Origin of the sequence: Streptomyces sp. NPDC001502, assembly GCF_042894785.1 — a bacterium.
GTDB lineage: Bacteria > Actinomycetota > Actinomycetes > Streptomycetales > Streptomycetaceae > Streptomyces > Streptomyces kutzneri.
Genome location: NZ_JBIAVW010000033.1, coordinates 54,336 through 74,454, shown reverse-complemented (window position 1 = coordinate 74,454; position 20,119 = coordinate 54,336). Strand labels below are relative to the sequence as shown.

The 20,119-nt window shown below is 71.0% G+C and carries 18 protein-coding genes; 8 read left to right on the top strand and 10 right to left on the bottom strand.

The window, feature by feature from the left end:
- Nucleotides 1-38 precede the first annotated feature (38 nt).
- The 3 genes from ACFY0D_RS37000 to ACFY0D_RS36990 form a co-directional block, all read right to left on the bottom strand.
- Nucleotides 39-785, bottom strand: a complete 747-nt coding sequence (locus ACFY0D_RS37000) for an ABC transporter permease (RefSeq protein ID WP_390802290.1) — start codon at nt 783-785, stop codon at nt 39-41.
- A 122-nt stretch (nt 786-907) separates the two neighbouring features.
- Nucleotides 908-1,945, bottom strand: coding sequence for an ABC transporter ATP-binding protein (locus ACFY0D_RS36995; RefSeq protein ID WP_390802278.1), 1,038 nt, complete (start codon nt 1,943-1,945; stop codon nt 908-910).
- A gap of 28 nt (nt 1,946-1,973) precedes the next feature.
- Nucleotides 1,974-3,281, bottom strand: a complete 1,308-nt coding sequence (locus ACFY0D_RS36990) for an NYN domain-containing protein (RefSeq protein WP_390802277.1) — start codon at nt 3,279-3,281, stop codon at nt 1,974-1,976.
- A 220-nt stretch (nt 3,282-3,501) separates the two neighbouring features.
- Here ACFY0D_RS36990 and ACFY0D_RS36985 point away from each other — a divergent pair, with 220 nt between their 5' ends.
- On the top strand, nt 3,502-3,666 hold the full coding sequence (locus ACFY0D_RS36985; protein WP_329102942.1) for a hypothetical protein: 165 nt from the start codon (nt 3,502-3,504) through the stop codon (nt 3,664-3,666).
- A 73-nt stretch (nt 3,667-3,739) separates the two neighbouring features.
- Here ACFY0D_RS36985 and dnaE read toward each other — a convergent pair whose 3' ends face one another.
- On the bottom strand, nt 3,740-7,282 hold the full coding sequence (gene dnaE, locus ACFY0D_RS36980; RefSeq protein ID WP_390802276.1) for a DNA polymerase III subunit alpha: 3,543 nt from the start codon (nt 7,280-7,282) through the stop codon (nt 3,740-3,742).
- 173 nt (nt 7,283-7,455) lie between these two features.
- On the opposite strand from dnaE, the gene ACFY0D_RS36975 reads away from it, so the two are divergent.
- From ACFY0D_RS36975 to ACFY0D_RS36955, 5 genes are all read left to right on the top strand, one after another.
- A complete protein-coding gene (locus ACFY0D_RS36975) occupies nt 7,456-8,781 on the top strand; it encodes a DUF2252 domain-containing protein (protein ID WP_314248816.1) in 1,326 nt (441 codons plus the stop codon).
- A gap of 38 nt (nt 8,782-8,819) precedes the next feature.
- On the top strand, nt 8,820-9,506 hold the full coding sequence (locus tag ACFY0D_RS36970) for a hypothetical protein (protein WP_390802275.1): 687 nt from the start codon (nt 8,820-8,822) through the stop codon (nt 9,504-9,506).
- A gap of 48 nt (nt 9,507-9,554) precedes the next feature.
- Nucleotides 9,555-10,349, top strand: a complete 795-nt coding sequence (locus tag ACFY0D_RS36965) for a DsbA family protein (RefSeq protein ID WP_390802274.1) — start codon at nt 9,555-9,557, stop codon at nt 10,347-10,349.
- A 130-nt stretch (nt 10,350-10,479) separates the two neighbouring features.
- Entirely contained in the window at nt 10,480-12,141 is a 1,662-nt protein-coding gene (locus tag ACFY0D_RS36960) for an alkaline phosphatase D family protein (RefSeq protein ID WP_390802273.1), read from the top strand.
- Nucleotides 12,142-12,373: 232 nt separating this feature from the next.
- Nucleotides 12,374-13,327, top strand: a complete 954-nt coding sequence (locus tag ACFY0D_RS36955; RefSeq protein WP_390802289.1) for a zinc metalloprotease — start codon at nt 12,374-12,376, stop codon at nt 13,325-13,327.
- Nucleotides 13,328-13,399: 72 nt separating this feature from the next.
- Here ACFY0D_RS36955 and ACFY0D_RS36950 read toward each other — a convergent pair whose 3' ends face one another.
- Entirely contained in the window at nt 13,400-13,969 is a 570-nt protein-coding gene (locus tag ACFY0D_RS36950; RefSeq protein WP_390802272.1) for a dienelactone hydrolase family protein, read from the bottom strand.
- A 71-nt stretch (nt 13,970-14,040) separates the two neighbouring features.
- On the opposite strand from ACFY0D_RS36950, the gene ACFY0D_RS36945 reads away from it, so the two are divergent.
- Nucleotides 14,041-15,078: a mechanosensitive ion channel family protein gene (locus ACFY0D_RS36945; RefSeq protein WP_390802288.1), complete on the top strand. Its 1,038-nt coding sequence runs from the start codon at nt 14,041-14,043 to the stop codon at nt 15,076-15,078.
- On the opposite strand, the gene ACFY0D_RS36940 is transcribed toward ACFY0D_RS36945, so the two are convergent.
- Nucleotides 15,075-15,665: a TetR/AcrR family transcriptional regulator gene (locus ACFY0D_RS36940; protein WP_390802271.1), complete on the bottom strand. Its 591-nt coding sequence runs from the start codon at nt 15,663-15,665 to the stop codon at nt 15,075-15,077. The genes ACFY0D_RS36945 and ACFY0D_RS36940 overlap by 4 nt on opposite strands.
- A 66-nt stretch (nt 15,666-15,731) precedes the next feature.
- Here ACFY0D_RS36940 and ACFY0D_RS36935 point away from each other — a divergent pair, with 66 nt between their 5' ends.
- Nucleotides 15,732-16,250, top strand: a complete 519-nt coding sequence (locus ACFY0D_RS36935; RefSeq protein WP_390802270.1) for an SRPBCC family protein — start codon at nt 15,732-15,734, stop codon at nt 16,248-16,250.
- A 7-nt stretch (nt 16,251-16,257) separates the two neighbouring features.
- On the opposite strand, the gene ACFY0D_RS36930 is transcribed toward ACFY0D_RS36935, so the two are convergent.
- The 4 genes from ACFY0D_RS36930 to lspA all read right to left on the bottom strand — a co-directional run bounded on the left by ACFY0D_RS36930 (nt 16,258) and on the right by lspA (nt 20,034).
- The gene (locus ACFY0D_RS36930) at nt 16,258-17,850 is read right to left on the bottom strand and encodes a Na+/H+ antiporter (RefSeq protein ID WP_390802269.1); all 1,593 of its coding nucleotides are present in this window, start codon (nt 17,848-17,850) and stop codon (nt 16,258-16,260) included.
- Between the two features lie 194 nt (nt 17,851-18,044).
- Nucleotides 18,045-18,512, bottom strand: coding sequence for a GNAT family N-acetyltransferase (locus ACFY0D_RS36925; RefSeq protein ID WP_351156165.1), 468 nt, complete (start codon nt 18,510-18,512; stop codon nt 18,045-18,047).
- Nucleotides 18,509-19,450: an RluA family pseudouridine synthase gene (locus tag ACFY0D_RS36920; protein ID WP_301371694.1), complete on the bottom strand. Its 942-nt coding sequence runs from the start codon at nt 19,448-19,450 to the stop codon at nt 18,509-18,511. Before ACFY0D_RS36920 ends, ACFY0D_RS36925 begins: the two co-directional genes overlap by 4 nt.
- Nucleotides 19,451-19,491: 41 nt before the next feature.
- On the bottom strand, nt 19,492-20,034 hold the full coding sequence (gene lspA / locus ACFY0D_RS36915; RefSeq protein ID WP_258309950.1) for a signal peptidase II: 543 nt from the start codon (nt 20,032-20,034) through the stop codon (nt 19,492-19,494).
- Between the last annotated feature and the right edge of the window lie 85 nt (nt 20,035-20,119).

The following is a 20,119-nucleotide window of genomic DNA, read 5'->3' as shown; positions in this document are numbered from 1 at the left end:
GTGCCAGGTGTGCCCGGCAGCGGCGTCGGCGGACCGTGTCAGCGGACGGCCGCCCGGCGGTACGCCCAGGTCGCGACGGTGAGCGAGAGGACTCCGACGGCCCCGCACACGCCCAGGTCGAAGGCGACGGCGGCCCAGTCCGGTTCCGGGGCGAAGGTACGGGCGAACGCCTCGACGCCGTATGTGGACGGCAGCAGGTCCCGGGCCCACACGATCACGTCCGGCATCCGCTCCGGCGGCAGCACCCCGAGCAGCAGCGCCGCCGACATGCCGAGCTGCCCCGCGAGGGTGGCCAGCTCCTGGCGCGGTGCCAGCAGTCCCAGCGCCGCGCCGAGCCCGGCCAGCGCGGCCCCGGCCAGCGGTACCACCGCGGCCAGGATCCAGAGCCCGCTCATCGGCAGCCCGAACAGCAGGCATCCGAAGACGGCGGTGACCAGGGTCCCCGGCAGCGTGAAGGAGGCGTAGGCGGCGGCCGCGCCCAGGACCACCGAGGCGGGCGGCACGGGCAGGGTGGCGTAGTGGTCGAGCCCGCCGCCGGCCCGCAGCTGCCCGAAGTACTGGGCGAGCAGGTTCAGGGCGACGAAGGCGACGACGAGCACCGAGGAGCCGGCGACGACGGCGCGGGCCTCCGAGCCCCCGTCGACCACGCCCCGCATCAGGATCATGATCCCGACGGACTGGAAGGTGGCGACGAACAGCAGCGGGATCCGGGCCACCCGGGCCCGGGAGAGCTGGGCCCGGTAGACGGCGGCCAGGGAGGGGAAGAAGCGTGCGCGGGGCGCCAGCGGCGCGGGCTGCGGTGCCTGTGCACGGCTGTCGGCGGCGGCTGCCGGCGCGGTCTCCGCAGCGGGTGACGGCACGGCATCGGGCGTGAGCACGGCCCGGACGGCCCCCGTTGAACGGTCGCTCACGACTTCACCAGCCCTTTCGTCTTGCCGCCGAGGGCCAGGTACACGTCTTCCAGGCTGGGGGTGGCCAGGGTGAAGTCGTCGAGCGCGGCGAAGGCCGGGCCCCCGGTGACCGAGGCCACCGCCGCCCTCGCCTCGTCCGGCGCCAGCCGGAGCACCCAGCGGCGCCCGGACTCGACGGCCTGGTCGCGCAGCCTGGCGACCTCCGGGACGTCCAGCGGAGCGCCCTCGCGCCACACCAGCTCCAGCCGGACCTCGCCCGAGACGGTGGCCTTCAGTCCGGCCGGGGTGTCGCAGGCGATGACCTTGCCCTGGTCGATGACGGCGACCCGGTCGAGGACGGTCTCGGCCTCGATGACGTTGTGGGTGACGAGCAGGACCGTCGCACCGTGCTGCGCGCGCCGCCGGTCGACGGCGGACCACACGGCCCGCCGGGCGACCGGGTCCATGCCGGTGGTGGGCTCGTCGAGGACCAGTACGGGCCGCTCCCCCACCAGTGCGGTGGCGAAGCAGGCGAGGCGGCGCTGGCCGCCGGAAAGTTTCTTCAGGGGCCGTCCGGCGATCGGGGTCAGCCCGAGCTCTTCCAGTACGGCGTCGCGTGCGGCCCGGGCTGCGCGGGCGCCCTGCCCGCGCAGCCGCCCGGTGGTCTCGGCGGCGAGCGCCACCGTGAGCTCGTCCAGGGCGGTGGACTCCTGCCCCAGGTAGGCGAGCAGCCGGGAGGCCCGCTCGGGGTGGCCCACGAGGTCGTGGCCGAGCAGGGTCACCGATCCGGAGTCGGGCCGCATCAGGCCGGTGAGCTGGCGGACCAGCGTGGACTTGCCGGCGCCGTTGGGGCCGAGCAGTCCGAAGATCTCGCCGCGCCGGACGTCCAGGCAGATCCCGTCGTTGGCGCGGGTCTCGGGCAGGGCGGGAGCTCCGCGCCGGCCGCGTACCGCGGGATACGTCTTGACCAGGTCACGCACCGCGCAGATGACGTCCGGCGCCGCTCCCGCGGCCGCTGCCGTGCCTTCTCGCGCCTGTGCTGTGCCCGTACTCACGAGGGAGCAGCCTACGGGGTTCCCGGCCCTACTCGGCCGTCGGGGTCAGCGGGGCCGCGAGGTCGGCGGGTGCGGTTCCGGGCGCGGAGGCCGGTACGGCGGCCACGTGTTCGGCGGCGGCGCGGACGTCGATCTCCCGCCAGAACCCGGCACGGATGGCGTACCGGTCGTGCTCGTCGATCTGGTCGTCCTTGTGTGCGAGCAGCCCGAACCTGGCTGCGTAGCGCAGCAGTTCGCCGTCGATCCGGTGCGGGATCCGCGGGTACATCGTGGCCAGCTTCTGCAGGTGCACGGTCTCCGGGAGCCGTTCCATCCAGCGCCGGGCGAACACCTGTCCCACCTCGAACGGGTCGCCGCCGACGGTGGTGATGTCCTCCTCGCGGTCGGCCCAGCGCTGTTCGGCGCTGGTGAGCTGGGCGAGGGTGGGCAGCGAGGCGGTCTCGGCGGGCTCGCCCAGCGGTCCGGCCCGGTCGATCCAGCCCTTGTCGGAGGACCAGCGCAGGGCGCTGGCGGGGGCGTGGGCGCCGCTCGGCCCGGTCTGCGGGTGGCTCTGCTGTCCGGTGGCGCGCAGGGCTCCGGCGAGGTCCTTGGGCGTGGGTACGGGCTTGCCCCCGGGGGTGGCGGGTGCCGGTACGGGGACCCCGTCGCGATCTTCCTGCCCGGTGGTGGCGGCGCCGTTTCGGGCGGCCTCGGCGAGCGCGGCCTCGGGCAGCGGGGCCGAGAGGATGGCGGCGATGTCGGGGCGCGGTGCGGGCGGCGGGGAGCACAGTCCGGTGAGGTCCTTGGCGCGGACGGCCCGGGTGATCCAGGCCCGGTCCAGGACGCGGCGTTCGTCGGCCTCGGCGACGAGGTCCTCGGACTGGTTGTAGTCCCCGTCGGCGGCCTGGACGGCCCACAGGTGGACGGCGACCCCGTGTTCCTTGGCGGACATCAGGCCGGGCAGCAGGTCTCCGTCGCCGGTGACCAGGACCACGTCGGAGCAGGCCCGGTTGCGGGCGAGCTCGGTGAGCTCGGCGTGCATGGCGGCGTCGACGCCCTTCTGCGCCCAGCGGCCGTCGCTGCGGGTCAGTGCGCCGAGCCGGACGGTGACGCGGGGCATGACGCGCAGCCGCCGGTGTTCGGGCTGGGGCACCCGGTCGGGGGCTCCGTCGAACCAGTAGATGCGCAGCAGGGGCTGCTCGGTGTCGGCCTCGGCCCGCTCGCGCAGGCCCTGGATGAGGGCGGCATGGTCGATGGTGATCCGGGAGCGGGAGGGCTCCCCGGCGAGAAGGCTGGCGGCGGCACCCAGCAGGTAGCCGGCGTCCACCAGGACGACGCAGCGGTCCACGTGTTCCACCCTCTTCCCTGGGGGTCCTCTGTGCTTTGCGGCGGTTCCCCGAGTCTGCCCGACCCCAAGGGCGTTGAAGGCCGGAACTCGATCATCGGCGTGGCGGATCTCACGGCCGACGGGGCGGAAGGCCTCGGCTACGCGCAGTAATGATCCAAAATGCGCCGTTTCTGGCCTTGTGTGAGTGTGAAGGCGGTCCTGGCCCCTAGACCCTCACGGAGGCTCCACCATGGCCAAGAACAAGAACCAGAAGCAGCCCGCCAAGCAGCAGCCCCGGTCGGGGCAGGATCCGGCCAAGGGCACCTCGGAGACCGAGTCGATGCCCTCCTCCTCGGCACCGAGCCCGATGGACATGGCGCACAAGCGCAAGGAGAAGAAGTTCGGCCACAACTGACGGCCGTACTCGCACGCGGAAGGGCCCGCCCGGTGACACCGGGCGGGCCCTTCCGCACGTACCGCCGGGGTCGCTATCCGGCCAGGCAGGACGGTCCGAGCAGCACCTTGAGGTCGCCGAAGAGGGCCGGGTCGGGCTTGACCCGGTGCTTGTCGAGGCGGAGCACGGTGGTGGTCCGCGGCCCCTGGAGCTTGATCCGCACCTCGCTGTTGCCCTGGTGGTGGCGCAGGATCTCGCCCAGACGGGTCACCATCGGCGGCGTGACCTTGACGGTGGGGATGGTGAGGACCACCGGGGCGTTGGTACCGGCCGAGGAGAGGTCGGGGACCATCATCTCCATGGCGACCAGGCGGGGGACGTCCTCGCGCTTGTCGAGGCGGCCCTTGACGAAGACGACGGTGTCCTCGACCAGCTGGGTGGAGACGAGCTGGTAGGTCGCCGGGAAGAACATGCATTCGATGGAGCCGGCCAGGTCCTCGACGGTGGCGATGGCCCAGGCGTTGCCCTGCTTGGTCATCTTGCGCTGGAGGCCCGAGATGATGCCGCCGATGGTGACGACGGCGCCGTCGGAGTGCTCGCCGCCGGTCAGCTGGGAGATTCCGGCGTCCGTCTTGTCGGAGAGCACGTGCTCCAGGCCGAAGAGCGGGTGGTCGGAGACGTAGAGGCCGAGCATCTCGCGCTCCTGGGCGAGCAGGTAGGACTTCTCCCACTCGACGTCGGAGAACTCCACGTCGAGGCCGAAGCCGGGCTCGTCGCTCGCGTTCTCGTCACCCATCCCGCCGAACAGGTCGAACTGTCCCTCGGCCTCCTTGCGCTTGACCGCGACCACGTTGTCGATCATCGACTCGTGGTGTGCGACCAGGCCCTTGCGGGTGTGGCCCATCTCGTCGTACGCGCCGGCCTTGATCAGCGACTCAACCGTGCGCTTGTTGCAGACGACGGCCTCGACCTTGTCCAGGAAGTCGGGGAAGGAGGAGTACTTCCCCTTGGCCTTCCTGGTCCTGATGATCGACTCGACGACGTTCGTGCCGACGTTGCGCACCGCGGTCAGGCCGAAGAGGATCACGTCGTCGCCCTGGGCCGCGAAGTTCGGCTCGGACTCGTTCACGTTCGGCGGCAGGACCTTGATGCCCATCCGGCGGCACTCGTTCAGGTAGATCGCGGACTTGTCCTTGTCGTCCTTGACCGAGGTGAGCAGGCCGGCCATGTACTCGGCCGGGAAGTTCGCCTTGAGGTAGGCGGTCCAGTAGGAGACCAGGCCGTACGCGGCCGAGTGGGCCTTGTTGAAGGCGTAGCCGGCGAAGGGGACCAGGACGTCCCACAGGGCCTTGATCGCCTGGTCGCTGAAGCCCTTCTCCTTGGCTCCCGCCTCGAAGATGACGAAGTTCTTCGCCAGCTCCTCGGGCTTCTTCTTGCCCATCACGCGGCGCAGGATGTCGGCCTCGCCGAGCGAGTACCCGGCGATGATCTGGGCGGCCTTCTGGACCTGCTCCTGGTAGACGATCAGGCCGTAGGTGACCGCGAGCACCTCTTCGAGGGGCCCCTCCAGCTCCGGGTGGATCGGGGTGATCTCCTGCTGCTTGTTCTTGCGCAGGGCGTAGTTCGTGTGCGAGTTCATGCCCATCGGGCCCGGCCGGTACAGGGCCGAGACGGCGGAGATGTCCTCGAAGTTGTCGGGCTTCATCAGGCGCAGCAGGGAGCGCATGGGCCCGCCGTCGAACTGGAAGACGCCGAGGGTGTCACCGCGGCCGAGCAGTTCGAAGGTCTTGGGGTCGTCGAGCGGGAGGCCCAGGAGATCGATGTCGATCCCCTTGTTGGCCTTCACCATCTTGACGGCGTCGTCCATGATCGTGAGGTTGCGCAGGCCGAGGAAGTCCATCTTCAGCAGGCCGAGCGACTCACAGCTCGGGTAGTCCCACTGGGTGATGGTGACGCCGTCGGTGTGCCGCACCCAGACGGGTACGTGGTCGGTGATGGTCTCGCTGGACATGATCACGCCGGCGGCGTGCACGCCCATCTGGCGGACCAGGCCCTCCACACCGCGGGCGGTGTCGATGACCTTCTTCACGTCCGGTTCGTTCTCGTACATCCCGCGGATCTCGCCGGCCTCGCCGTAGCGGGGGTGCTGCGGGTCGAGGATGCCGGAGAGCGGGATGCCCTTGCCGAGGACGTCGGCGGGCATGGCCTTGGTGAGGCGGTCGCCCATGGCGTACGGGTAGCCCAGGACGCGCGCGGAGTCCTTGATCGCGTTCTTGGCCTTGATGGTGCCGTACGTGCCGATCATGGCGACCTTGTCGGCGCCGTACTTCTCGGTCACGTACCTGATCACCTCGACGCGCCGGCGCTCGTCGAAGTCGATGTCGACGTCGGGCATGGAGACGCGCTCGGGGTTCAGGAAGCGCTCGAAGATCAGACCGTGCGTGAGCGGGTCGAGGTCGGTGATGCCCATGGCGTACGCGACGATCGAACCGGCCGCGGAGCCTCGGCCCGGGCCCACCGCGATGCCCTGGTTCTTGGCCCACATGATGAAGTCGGCGACCACGAGGAAGTAGCCGGGGAAGCCCATCGAGATGATCGTGTCCATCTCGTACTCGGCCTGCTGCATCCGGTCCTCCGGAATGCCTCCGGGGTAGCGGCGGTGCATGCCGCGCATGGTCTCCTCGCGGAACCAGCTGACCTCGGTGTGGCCGTCCGGGATGTCGAACTTCGGCATCAGGTTCCGGAACTTGAACATGCCCTCGGTGTCGACCTGGTCGGCGACCAGCCGCGTGTTGGCGCAGCCCTCCTGCCAGGCGTCCGAGGAGTCGATCGCGTACATCTCGTCGGTCGACTTCAGGTAGTAGCCGGTGCCGTCGAAGCGGAAGCGGTCCGGGTCCGAGAGGTTCTTGCCGGTCTGGATGCAGAGCAGGGCGTCGTGGGCGGTCGCCTCGCTGGCGTAGGTGTAGTGGGAGTCGTTCGTCACCAGCGGCGGGATGCCGAGCTTCTTGCCGATCTCCAGCAGCCCGTCGCGGACCCGGCGCTCGATCTCGATGCCGTGGTCCATCAGCTCCAGGAAGTAGCGCCCCTCGCCGAAGATGTCCTTGTAGTCGGAGGCGGCCTGCACGGCCTCGTCGAACTGGCCGAGCCGCAGCCTGGTCTGCACCTCGCCGGACGGGCAGCCGGTGGAGGCGATCAGGCCCTCGGACCACTTGGAGATGGTCTCCTTGTCCATCCGCGGCCACTTCGTGAGCCAGCCCTCGGCGTACGCGTCGGAGGACAGCCGGAAGATGTTGTGCAGACCGGTGGCGTTCGACGCCCAGATCGTCTTGTGGGTGTAACCGCCGGAACCGGAGACGTCGTCGCGCTTCTGGTGCGGCTGGCCCCACTGGATGCGCCGCTTGTTGCGCCGGGACTCGGGGGCGACGTACGCCTCGATGCCGATGATCGGCGTGATGCCGGCCTTCTGGGCGGTGTGGAAGAAGTCGTACGCCCCGTGCAGATTGCCGTGGTCGGACATGGCGATGTGCGTCATGCCCATCTCGTTGCACGCGTTGAACATGTCCTTCAGCCGTGCGGCACCGTCCAGCAGCGAGTACTGGGTGTGGACGTGCAGGTGCGTGAACGGCGGCTTTGTCACGGCGCGGGTCCTCCGGGGGCGGGGGGTGAGGGGGCAGCTTCGAATCCTACGTCGGCCGGGTGACAGATCACGGGCACTGACCGGTACGGTCGGGCGTTGCAGAACCAGGAGGGCCGATCCGGCGTCCAGTCGGTCGGAACCTGAAACAGCCCGTGCACCAGGAGGAACCCGCCATGGCGGTCCCCGAGACGACCGACGAGCAGCGCGCCGAGCAGATCCTCGACGTGTTCGACACCGCGTTCGGTGAGCTGCTCGCCGCCGACCCCGCTGCCTTCCAGGTCAAATTCCGCAAGATGGCGGCTTCGGCCTTCGCCTTCTACCGGGGTACCGCCTGCCTCTTCTACTCCGACCTGGAGCGGGACCGGCACGGCGGCCCTTACCTGGACGAGCGGACGGGCCGGGTGTGGATCCACGGAGACCTGCACGCCGAGAACTTCGGCACGTACATGGACTCCAACGGCCGGCTGATCTTCAACGTCAACGACTTCGACGAGGCCTACGTCGGCCCCTTCACCTGGGACCTGAAGCGGTTCGCCGCCTCCGTCGCCCTGATCGGCTACACCAAGGCGCTCAGCGACGACCAGATAAGCGAGCTCGTGCGGATCTACGCGGGCGCCTACCGGGAGCGGATCCACCGGCTCGCGGCGGGGGCGAAGAACGAGGAGGTGCCCTCCTTCACCCTGGACACCGCCGAGGGCCCGCTGCTGGACGCGCTGCGCTCGGCCCGCTCCCGCACCCGTTTCTCCCTCCTGGACTCCATGACGGAGATACGGGACTACGAGCGCCGCTTCACCTCCGGCGGGGGCTCCATCGAGCTGGACGCCGCCACCCGCTACAAGGTGCTGGCCGCCTTCGACGGGTACCTGGAGACCCTCCCCGACGAGTCCCTCGTGCGGCCGGACTCCTACCGGGTCAAGGACGTGGTGGGGCGCCGCGGCGTCGGGATCGGCTCGGCGGGCCTGCCCTCCTACAACATCCTGCTGGAGGGGCACAGCGACGCCCTGGAGAACGACGTCGTGATCTACCTCAAGCAGGCACAGACCCCGGCGGCCTCCCGGCACATCACGGACCGGGCGGTGCGCGAGTACTTCCGGCACGAGGGGCACCGCACGGTGATCTCCCAGCGCGCCCTGCAGGCGCACGCCGACCCGTGGCTGGGCTGGACGGAGCTGGACGGGGCCGGGCAGCTGGTCGCGGAGGTCTCCCCGTACGCGGTGGACCTGGACTGGTCGGACCTGGACGACCCGGAGGAGATCGCGGCCGTCGTCGCCGATCTCGGCCGGGCGACCGCGACCATGCACGCGTCGGCCGACGAGGCCGAGAGCGGGCAGTCCCTGGTGCCCTTCTCCACCGAGCGGGCCATCGACGCGGCGATCGCCGCCGACGAGGAGGGCTTCGCGGAGCTCCTCGTGGACTTCGCCCACGCGTACGGGGCCCGGGCGCGCGCCGACCATCAGATCTTCGTGGACCTCTTCCGTAACGGGCGTCTCACTCCCTGAACGCCTGTTCCACAGGAACGCATGGCACACTCGCGAGGATGGACATTTCCGGTACGGGACTCAGGGGGCTGCGGGCCGCGCTGTTCAGCGCGCTCGTCGTACTGCTCTCCTCGGGCTCGCACGTCCTGATGTCCCGGGTCCCGCTGCCGCCCGCGCTGGTGGCCGGGGCCTTCGCGGGTGTGTTCGCGATCGCCTACGCCCTCGCGGGCCGCGAACGGGGCTTCGGCCCCATCGCCGGGCTGCTCGTACCGCTGGAGCTGGCCGCCGACACCGTCTTCACCACCGGCCAGCACCTCTGCTACGGCCCGGCCGGCGGACCCGTCGCGGGCCCGCTGCGCGCCATGGGCCTGGACGCCCTGTGCGGCGGCACGCCGGTGGGCGGGCCGCTGACCGAGGTGACCGGACCGGCCGGCGCGGCCGCGCTGCTGTCCTCGCCGGGGCCGTACACGCCCTGGCTGCTGCTCGGCGCCCATGTCTCGGTCGGAGTGCTGGCCGCCGCCTGGCTGCGCCACGGCGAGCGGGCACTGGGCCGGCTGCTGCGGGCGGTGGCCGCCTTCGCGTTCCGGCCGCTGCTGCTGGCCGCGGCTTCGGTCGCGGTGGCCTGCCGGCCGGCGCGGGCGCTGCCGCGGTCGGTCCGCTCGGCCGCCGGGGCCCGTACCCGCTTCCCGGCACATTCCGTGGGACGGCGGGGACCCCCCGTGCTCGGCGCGCTCGCCCGCGCCTGACGCACGTACGGCAGTCCCTTCCACACGTCACACCCCACGGAGATCATGATGAGTTCACGCAACAGCCACGCGAACAAGGCAGCGGCCCGCGAGCGTCTGCGCGCCGAGCGCGAGGCCCAGGCCAAGAAGGACAAGATCCGCCGCCAGGTGGTCGTGGCGGGCGGGGTCGTGGTCGCGCTCGCCGTGATCGCCGGTATCGGCTACGGGGTCATGCAGGCCAACCAGCCCGGCCAGTGGGAGAAGGCCGCCACGGCCGAGCTGGTCAAGCCGAAGAACACCGAGGGCGCGGACGGCACCACGGTCGTCATCGGCAAGCCCGACGCGAAGAAGACCCTGGAGCTGTACGAGGACTCGCGCTGCCCGGCCTGTGCCGCCTTCGAGCAGGCGTCCGGCGAGCAGGTCAAGAAGGACGTGGACGCGGGCAAGTACAAGCTCCAGTACATCGGCGCCACCTTCATCGACAACGCCGTCAAGGGCGAGGGCTCGAAGAACGCGCTGAGCGCCCTGGGCGCGGCGCTCAACGTCAGCCCGCAGGCCTTCCTCGACTACAAGGGCGCGCTCTACTCCAAGGACCTGCACCCCGAGGAGACCGACGACAGCTTCGCCAAGGACGACTACCTGCTGAAGGTCGCGGACACGGTCCCGGCGCTCAAGGGCAACGCCGAGTTCAAGAAGGCCGTCGAGGACGGTACGTACGACCGGTGGGCGCTGGAGATGTCGAAGGCCTTCGACAAGTCCGGGGTGAAGGGCACGCCGACCCTGAAGATGGACGGCAAGAAGATCGACACCCCGCAGACGGCGGAGCAGTTCACGGCGGCGATCGACAAGGCGCTGCAGGGCTGATCCCGGGGCAATCCGGAAATCACCGTCCGGACGGACCGCTTCGAAGGGCGGGCGAACTCCCAGAGTTCGCCCGTCCTTTGCATTCCCGCACCTGGCCCGGCGGGTGTACCCGTCGGTAATATGATCATCCGTGACCAGTCAACTCACCTCCTCCCAGTCAGCGGCAACTCCCCGCCGCCGTACGGTCGTTCTGGCCGCTGCGGCCACGGCCGCACTGGCCCCCCTCACCTCCCTGGGCGCCTCGGCCGCCCACGCGGCGGGCACCGCGCCCGCCTTCCTCCACGGCGTCGCCTCGGGCGATCCGCTGCCCGACGGGGTCCTGCTGTGGACCCGCGTCACCCCGACCCCCGAGGCCGTACCCGGCTCCGGGCTCGGCCCGGCCACCCAGGTGGGCTGGGAAGTGGCGTCCGACAAGGGCTTCTCCCGCATCGTCGGCTCCGGCGCCGTCACCGCGAGCGCCGCCGCCGACCACACGGTCAAGGTGGACGTACGCGGGCTGCAGCCGCAGACGCCGTACTGGTACCGGTTCACCGCCGGCGGCGTCGTCTCCCCCGTCGGGCGCACCCTGACCACCCCGGCCCACGAGGCGACGACCGAGGGGGTCCGCTTCGGCGTGGTCTCCTGCGCCAACTGGGAGTCCGGCTACTTCTCCGCCTACCGTCACCTGGCGGCCCGCACGGATCTGCACGCGATCCTGCACCTGGGTGACTACATCTACGAGTACCAGTCCGGTGGCTATCCGGAGGCGAAGTACGTCGTACGCCCGCACGAGCCGAGGCACGAGATCGTCTCGCTCGCCGACTACCGCACGCGCCACGGCAAGTACAAGACGGACGCCGACCTCCAGGCCCTGCACCACGCCCACCCGGTCATCGCCATCTGGGACGACCACGAGCTCGCCAACGACAGCTGGGCCGGCGGCGCCGAGAACCACACGCCGGGCGCCGAGGGCGACTGGGCGGCCCGCGCGGCCGCCGCCAAGCAGGCGTACTTCGAGTGGATGCCCGTACGCGCCTCCATCGCGGGCACCGTCTACCGCCGGCTGCGCTTCGGCACCCTCGCCGACCTGCACCTGCTGGACCTGCGCTCCTTCCGCTCGCAGCAGACCAAGGTCGGCAGCGGCTCGGTGGACGACCCGGAGCGCACCATCACCGGGCGCGCCCAGCTGGACTGGCTCAAGTCGGGCCTCGCGGGCTCGGAGGCGACCTGGAAGCTGGTGGGCACCTCGGTGATGATCTCGCCGGTGGCCTTCGCCTCGCTGCCCGCGCACCTGCTGAAGCCGCTGGCCAAGCTGCTCGGCCTGCCCGAGGGCGGCCTCGCGATCAACGTGGACCAGTGGGACGGCTACACGGACGACCGCAAGGAGCTGCTGGGCCACCTGTTGGACCGGGGTGTCAAGAACACCGTGTTCCTGACCGGCGACATCCACATGGCCTGGGCGAACGAGGTCCCGATGAACATGGCCACGTACCCGGGCTCGGGCACGGCGGCGACCGAGTTCGTGGTCACCTCGGTGACCTCCGACAACCTCGACGACATGCTGCACGTCCTGCCGGACACCCTCTCGCTGGTCGCCGAGTCGGCCATCAAGGCCGCCAACTGGCACGTGAAGTGGCTCGACATGGACGCGCACGGCTACGGCGTGCTGGACGTGACGGCGGAGCGCTCGCAGATGGACTACTACGTGGTGTCCGACAAGCGGCAGCCGGGTGCGACCTCCGCGTGGAGCCGGTCGTACCGGACGCTGAACGGGACCCAGAAGGTGGAGCGGGTGTATCAGTCCGTCCGCTGATCGACCGTCAATTTTCCTGCCACATGGGGCGCCTGGGACATACCAGGCGCCCCATGTGCATCAGAAGCAACAAATCTTTTACGTAAGCCACTTGACCTGAATATGTCATGCACACATAAGCTTCGCGCCAGCTGAAGAAGATCCTTCAGGCCACCACCCCCCACAACCCCCCACGCGAGGAGCACACGTGCGCGCAGTTGCCCGCATATCCCCCCTTCTCCGCCGCCGCCTGATGGGCACGGCGGTTCTGGCCGGAACCCTGGCCTTCACCCCGCTCGCGGCCCCCACCACGCTTGCGGCCTCCACGTCCCCCGCCGAGGTCTGCGCCGACCAGCCCGCCGCCGCCGGAGCCGCGAACGCCCGCGTCGCCCGCGCCCACGACGAGCACGCGGACGAGCCCAACGCGATCAGCGACGCGCAGGCGAAGGCCATGGACGCCGACCTCACGGCGAAGCTGGACAAGGCCCTCAAGAACCAGCCGCAGCGCAGCCTGGCGGCCGCCGAGGCCGTCGTGAACATCCCCGTGTACTTCCACGTCGTGCACTCCGGCACCACCGGAAAGCTGACGGCCACGGACGTCGGCAAGCAGCTCGCGGTCCTCAACGCGGCCTACGGCGGCCAGGGCACCGGCAACGTCAACACGAACTTCCAGTTCACCCTGGCGTCCACCGACTACACGGACAACGCCACCTGGTACAACCTGGCTTCCGGCTCCCAGGCCGAGAAGGACATGAAGAACACCCTGCGCAAGGGCGGCCCGGGCGCGCTCAACTTCTACACCGCCAAGCTCTCCGGCGGCCTGCTCGGCTGGGCGACCTTCCCGACGTCGTACGCGTCCAGCCCCAAGATGGACGGCGTGGTCGTGCTCGACAGCTCGCTGCCGGGCGGCTCCGCGGCCAACTACAACGAGGGTGACACCGCCACCCACGAGGTCGGCCACTGGCTGGGGCTCTACCACACCTTCCAGGGCGGCTGCAGCGGCAACGGCGACTACGTCTCCGACACTCCGGCCGAGAAGAGCGCCGCGTACGAGTGCCCGACCGGGCGCGACAGCTGCGCGAGCAAGCCGGGCGTGGACCCGATCCGCAACTTCATGGACTACACGTACGACTCCTGCATGTACCAGTTCACCGCCGGCCAGGTCGCTCGCATGTCGAGCAGCTGGACCGCGTACCGCGCGGGCTGACCTCCCCGCGACAAGGGGCCCGGTCCGGCATCCGCCGGGCCGGGCCCCTCCGCTTTCGCGCCTACGGGCCGCCTACAGGCTGTCGAGGAAGCCGATGGCGACCTTCCACAGCTGTTCGGCGGCCTCGGCGTCGTAGTCGTCCAGCTCCGGGTCGGTGAACAGGTGCCCGGCACCCGGGTAGCTGTGGACCTCCACGTCGGCCCCCGCGCGCTGCATCCGCAGGTACCAGGCCGTCAGCCAGTCGTGCGGCTCGAACGGATCGGGGTCCGCGATGTGCAGCTGCACGGGCAGTTCGTCCACCGAGGCGCCGTCCTCCAGGTCCGCCGTCCCGTGCAGGAGCAGCAGCCCGCGCGCCTTCTCGTCGGCCATCGCCAGGTGCTGGGCGACCGAACCACCGAAGGAGAAGCCCGCGTAGACCAGTCCCTGGTCCGAGTAGGGGGCGGAGGCCAGCACCGCGCGCTTCAGCAGTTCGTCACGGCCGATCTCGTCCCGGTGGGCCATGCCCTCCTCGACGGTCCCGAAGATGCGTCCCTCGAAGAGATCCGGCACCTGGACCTGGTGCCCGGCCGCGCGCAGCCGGTCGGCCGCCGCGTGCACCGCGGGCCGCAGCCCGTACGTCGAATGGAAAAGCATGATGTTCATGCCTCCATCGTGCCAGCCGCCGCGGAGGAGAGGCCCGCGGACCGCTTCCCGCTACGTTCGTACCCATGGAGATGGAGAACGTCCTGCGCCCCGTCACGGTCATCGGCGGCGCACTGGTCGCCACCCTGATCGCGGGCTGGCTGCTGGACCTGTTGCTGCGCCGGGCCGACGCCCGGCACACCGAGACCCCCCTGTGGGGCCTGCTGCGCCACTGCCGGCTGCCCTTCCAGGTCGCCCTCTGCACCTCGCTGCTCAGAGCCTCCTACCGGCGGGCCGCGATCCTGCCCGACCACGCCTTCGGCGTCGGCCGGTTCCTCACCCTGGTCCTGATCGCCTCCGCGGCCTGGCTCGCGGTACGCATCGCGACGGCCGTGGTCGACTCGGCGTACGCGCGCTACGCGGCGGCGACCGGGGACGAGGCCCGGGTACGCCGGGTACGCACCCAGGTCACCCTGATCCAGCGGGTGGTCACGGCGGTGGTGATCGTGGTCGCCGCGGCGGCGATGCTGCTGACCTTCCCCCCGATGCGGACGCTCGGCGCCTCGCTGCTGGCCTCCGCGGGCGTCCTCGGCATCGTGGCGGGCATCGCCGCCCAGGCTTCGCTGAGCAACCTCTTCGCCGGCCTCCAGATCGCCTTCGGCGACACCGTCCGCATCGGCGACACCGTGGTGGTCGACAAGGAGTGGGGCCGGGTCGAGGAGATCACCCTGACCTTCCTGACGGTCCGCACCTGGGACGAGCGGCGCATCACGATGCCTGTGTCCTATTTCACGAGCAAGCCGTACGAGAACTGGTCGCGCGGCGGCGCGCAGATGACCGGCACGGTCTTCTGGCACCTGGACCACAGCGCGCCGATCGGCCTGATGCGGGAGCGGCTCCAGCAGATCCTGGCGGAGATCCCGGAGTGGGACGGCCGCGGTGGCGGGCTGGCCGTGACGGACACCACACCGCACACGGTCCAGGTCCGCGCGGCGGTCACGGCGAAGGACGCCGACGACCTCTGGACCCTGCGCTGCGCGGTCCGCGAACGCCTGATCACCTGGCTGGTGGCCGAGCACCCGTACGCCCTCCCCCACATCGCCACGGCCCCGGCCGCGCAGGCTCCCTAGGAAGCGGTGGGCAGGAGCGCGGCCGCGCACTCCTCGGCCAGGTCCTCGGCGTGCGGCGGCAGCGGGCCGCCGGCGCGCAGGTGGCGGCGGACGACCGAGAGCGGGAGGTCGATCAGTGCCAGGGTGACGCGGTCCCGGTCCTGGGGCCCGGTCGCGCCGAGAGCGGCGGCGAGGGTGCCGATGGCGGCGTACACCCGCTGGTTGCCGGAATCGGCCCGGCCGGTGTGCTCCTCGGACCAGTCGGCGCGGCCGAACTCCCACGGGCCGTAGAGCAGGAGGGTCGCCTCCTCGGGGTGGGCGCGGCTCCACCCCACGACGTGCCGGGCGGCCGCGCGAGCCGCCCGGCGCGGGTCGGTGTCGCTGTGGAGGCTGGCGAAGTAGCCCTCCTGGAACCGCTCGACGCTGCGCAGCCACACCTCGGCGAGCAGGGCGCTGCGCCCGGCGAAGCGGTGGTACATGGAGCCGCTGGGCGCGCCGATCGCCTGGGCGACGGCGGACATGGTCACGCCGCCCGGCCCGGCGGAGGCGGCCAGCCGGACGGCGGCGTCGAGCATCTGGTCGGTGTCGAAGCGGGGTGGTCTCGCCATGAATCAGAGAGTACCCTCCAGATTATTAGAGACCCCTCTCTAATAATGCGATGGGGAGGACCCTCCATGGGCGTCTACAACTTGCACGAACGCGTGATCGCGGCGAAGGAGAGCGAGGTCGGCGCACTGATCGACACGCTGTCCGGCGGGGAGGACGACCGGCTGTGGCCCGGCCGCCTGTGGGAGGACATGGAGCTCGACCGCCCCCTCGGGGTCGGAGCGGCGGGCGGACACGGACCGGTGCGCTACACGGTGGCCGCCTACGTGCCGGGAACCTGGGTGCGGTTCACCTTCACCGGACCCCGGGGCTTCCACGGCTTCCACGAGTACACCGCGCTGCCCCTCGACGGCGGGCGCACCGTGCTGCGGCACACCATCGCGATGAACCTCAGTGGCATCAGCCGCATCACCTGGCCGCTGGCCATCCGCGCGATGCACGACGCGGTCCTGGAGGACAGCCTGGACCGCGCCGAACTGGCCTGCACGGGCACGATCGCCCGCCCGGCCCGCTGGTCCCCGTACGTCCGCTTCCTGCGCGGACTGGAACGCCTCGTGACCCGGCCGGCCGGGGTGCGGCCCGCATAGACACCGCCTACGGGGTCCGCAGGCTCCGTACGTCCAGGTGCCGCAGCACCCGGTCGACGATCTCCGGGTCGGAGCCGGGTTCGCTGCGGGCGGCCAGGACCTCGTGGCGGGCGGCCGACATCATCTCCCGCTGGATCCGCTGGACGTGGTGGAGCCGCTCCACGCGCTTCGCGTACGCCTCGCGCCGTTCCTCGTCGACCATGTCGGGGCTGATCCTGGCCCCCACGTCGTACGCGCGCCGGTACAGCTGCTCGACCAGGTCCTCCGGGAGGTCCTCCACCTCCTCGATCTCCTTCAGCCGCCGCTTCGCGGCCTTGGCCGCGCGGATCGCCAGCTGCCGCTCCGCGTCCCGCTCGGCGTCCGTGTCGGCCTCCACCCCCAGCCGCCGTACCAGCCACGGCAGGGTCAGCCCCTGGCACACCAGGGTGGTCATGATGACCGCGAACGCGATGAAGATGATCTGGTCCCGCCCGGGAAACGGCTCACCTGCGTCCGTCCGCAGCGGAATGGCCAGCGCCAGGGCCACCGAGGCCACCCCGCGCATCCCGGCCCACCACATCACCACGCTCTCCCGCCAGCTCAGCGGGATCTCCTCGTCGTAGTTGCGCCGCTGGTGCAGCTTCTTCGCGAGCCAGCCGGCGGGCAGCAGCCACAGCAGCCGTACGCCGACCACCACCGCGACCACGATCGCCGCCCACCCGGCCATCTCCCACACCCGGTCCTCGGCCGTGCCGAACACGTTGTGCAGCTCCAGCCCGATCAGCCCGAAGGCCACGCCGGTGACCAGCATGTCGACGACTTCCCAGAAGGTGTGTCCGGCGAGGCGCCCCAGCACGTCGTCGGCGTCGCTCGCGTACTCGGCGAGGAACAGGGCCGTCGTCAGCACGGCCAGCACCCCCGACCCCTGGAGTTCCTCGGCCACCACGTACGCGACGAACGGCACCAGCAGCGTCAGCCCGATCTGCAGGGTGGCGTCGCCGAGCCGCCCCATGAGCCGGTTGGCGATCCACCCGAGCGCGAGCCCGACGGCCACGGCCACCACGGCGGAGAGCACGAACTCCCCGAGCGCGTCGGGCCAGGAGAAACTGCCGCTCACTACGGCGGCGACCGCCACGTGGTACAGCACGATCGCCGTCACGTCGTTGAAGAGCCCCTCGCCCTCCAGGATCGACACCATGCGGCGCGGCAGCCCGAGCGATCCGGCGACGGCGGTGGCGGCCACCGGGTCGGGCGGGGCGACGAGCGCGCCGAGGGCGAGGGCGGCGGCGATCGGCAGCCCGGGCACGACGGCGTTGGCGACGGCGGCGACGGCACCGGTGGTGACGAACACCAGGGCCACGGCCAGCAGCAGGATGGGCCGGACGTTGGCGGCGAACTGCCGCCAGGACGTGCGCTGCACGGAGGCGTACAGCAGCGGCGGCAGCACCAGCGGCAGGATGAACTCGGGCGGGATCTCGACGTTCGGCACGGCCGGCACCAGGGCGAGGATCACCCCGCCGATGGTCATCAGGACGGGCGCGGGCAGTTTGAGCCGGTCCCCCAGCGGCACCGTGACCACGGCCCCGAGCAGGAGCACGAACAGCAGAGCAAGCTGATCCACTCCCCCACCCTGCCAGTCCGCTGCGCTTGGCGGTGCGGGTCGGGGGCCGTGTCGGGGCTCCGCCCCGAACCCCCTACGGCGCTCCGCGCCCGCGCCTCAATCGCCGGCGAGGCTGAAAGATTCAGCCTCTCCGGCGATTGAGGCGCGGGGGTCCGGGGGCAGCGCCCCTGGCAACGGCGGCCGCAGCGTTCCGGCTACGGGAGGGGGCGGCGCATCGCGCGGTGGGGGATGCCCGCGTCCTGGAATTCCGGGCCGTAGGCCACGTATCCGAGCCGCTCGTAGAAGCCCAGCGCATGCGTCTGCGCCCCCAGGTCCACCGCCGACAGGCCCCGACGGGCCGCCTCGGCCTCGATCGCGCGGACCAGCGCCACACCCACGCCCAGCCCGCGCGCGGACTTGGCGACGGCCAGCCGGCCCAGCGAGCCGACCGCCGGGTCGCCCGTCTTGCCGAGGGCCGCCGGTCCGTGGAGCAGCCGGCCCGTGCCCAGCGGCACCCCGTCCGCGCCCACGGCCAGGACGTGCACCGCGTCCGCGTCGTACGCGTCGTACTCGATCGACTCCGGCACCGACTGCTCGACCACGAAGACCTCGGACCGCACCGCGAAGCAGGACTTCAGGTCCTCCTCCGAGGCGGCGACCCGCACCTCGACCGGCGAGGTCACTCGCTCTCCGCCCGGATCACGTCCAGCGCGTGCTGCAGGTCCGCCGGGTAGGTGCTCTCGAACTCGACCCACTGCCCGTCCGACGGGTGCTCGAAGCCGAGGCGCACCGCGTGCAGCCACTGCCGGGTCAGACCGAGCCGCTTGGCGACGGTCGGGTCGGCGCCGTAGGTCAGGTCGCCGACGCAGGGGTGCCGGTGCGCGGACATGTGCACGCGGATCTGGTGCGTACGCCCGGTCTCCAGCTTGATGTCGAGCAGCGAGGCGGCGCGGAAGGCCTCGATCAGGTCGTAGTGGGTGACGGACGCCTTGCCGTCCTGGATCACCGCCCACTTGTAGTCCGCGCTGGGGTGGCGGCCGATCGGCGCGTCGATCGTGCCGCTCATCGGGTCCGGGTGGCCCTGCACCAGCGCGTGGTAGCGCTTGTCCACGATCCGCTCGCGGAACTGGTTCTTGAGCGAGGTGTAGGCGCGCTCCGACTTCGCGACGGCCATCAGGCCGGACGTGCCGACGTCGAGGCGGTGCACGATGCCCTGGCGCTCGGACGCGCCGGAGGTGGAGATGCGGTAGCCGGCCGCGGCGAGGCCACCGATGACGGTGGTGCCGGTCCAGCCGGGGCTCGGGTGGGCGGCGACGCCGACCGGCTTCATGATGACGACGATGTCGTCGTCATCGTGGATGATCTCCATGCCGGGGACGGGCTCGGCGACGACCTCGACCGGCCGGGCCGGCTCGGGCATCTCGACTTCGAGCCAGGCGCCACCGTGCACACGCTCGGACTTCCCGACGACACTGCCGTCGACCGACACCTTTCCCGCGGCCGCGAGATCGGCCGCCTTCGTCCGGGAGAAACCGAACATACGGGCGATGGCGGCGTCGACGCGCTCGCCCTCAAGGCCATCGGGAACGGGCAGGGTGCGGATCTCGGGAATCGTACTCACCCGTCGAGTATGCAGGACGGGGCGGACGAGCCGTCCCGCGATCAGTCCTTGTGGACGGTCCCGTCGGGGTCCAGACCCTTGAAGGACAGCAGGACGATCAGGATGCCGCCGCACACGATCGCCGAGTCCGCGAGGTTGAAGACGGCGAAATGGGCGGGTGCGATGAAGTCGACGACCGCGCCCCGGAACACACCCGGAGAACGGAAGATCCGGTCGGTCAGGTTGCCGAGCGCGCCGCCGAGCAGCAGGCCGAGCGCGATCGCCCACGGCAGGCTGTAGAGCTTGCGGGCCAGCCGCACGATCACCACGATCACCGAGGCCGCGATGCAGGTGAAGATGATGGTGAAGGCCTCACCGAAGCCGAAGGCGGCGCCCGGGTTGCGGACCGCCTCGAACTTGAGCAGGTCACCGATGATCTCGATCGGCGGCTGGTGCTCCAGCTTCGCCACGACCAGCATCTTGCTGCCGAGGTCGAGCAGGTAGGCGAGCACCGCCACGACGAGCAGAGCCGTGATCCGGCGGCGCCCCTTGGGCCCGGCGGACTCCGGCTGGGTGTCGTCCCCGACCTCCGGCGTACCGATGATGCGCTCCGCCTCTGCCACGTGAGTCCCTCGAACTAGCTCGAACCAGGCTCCTCCTGGACCCTGACGGAACACGAGGGTACGTCAG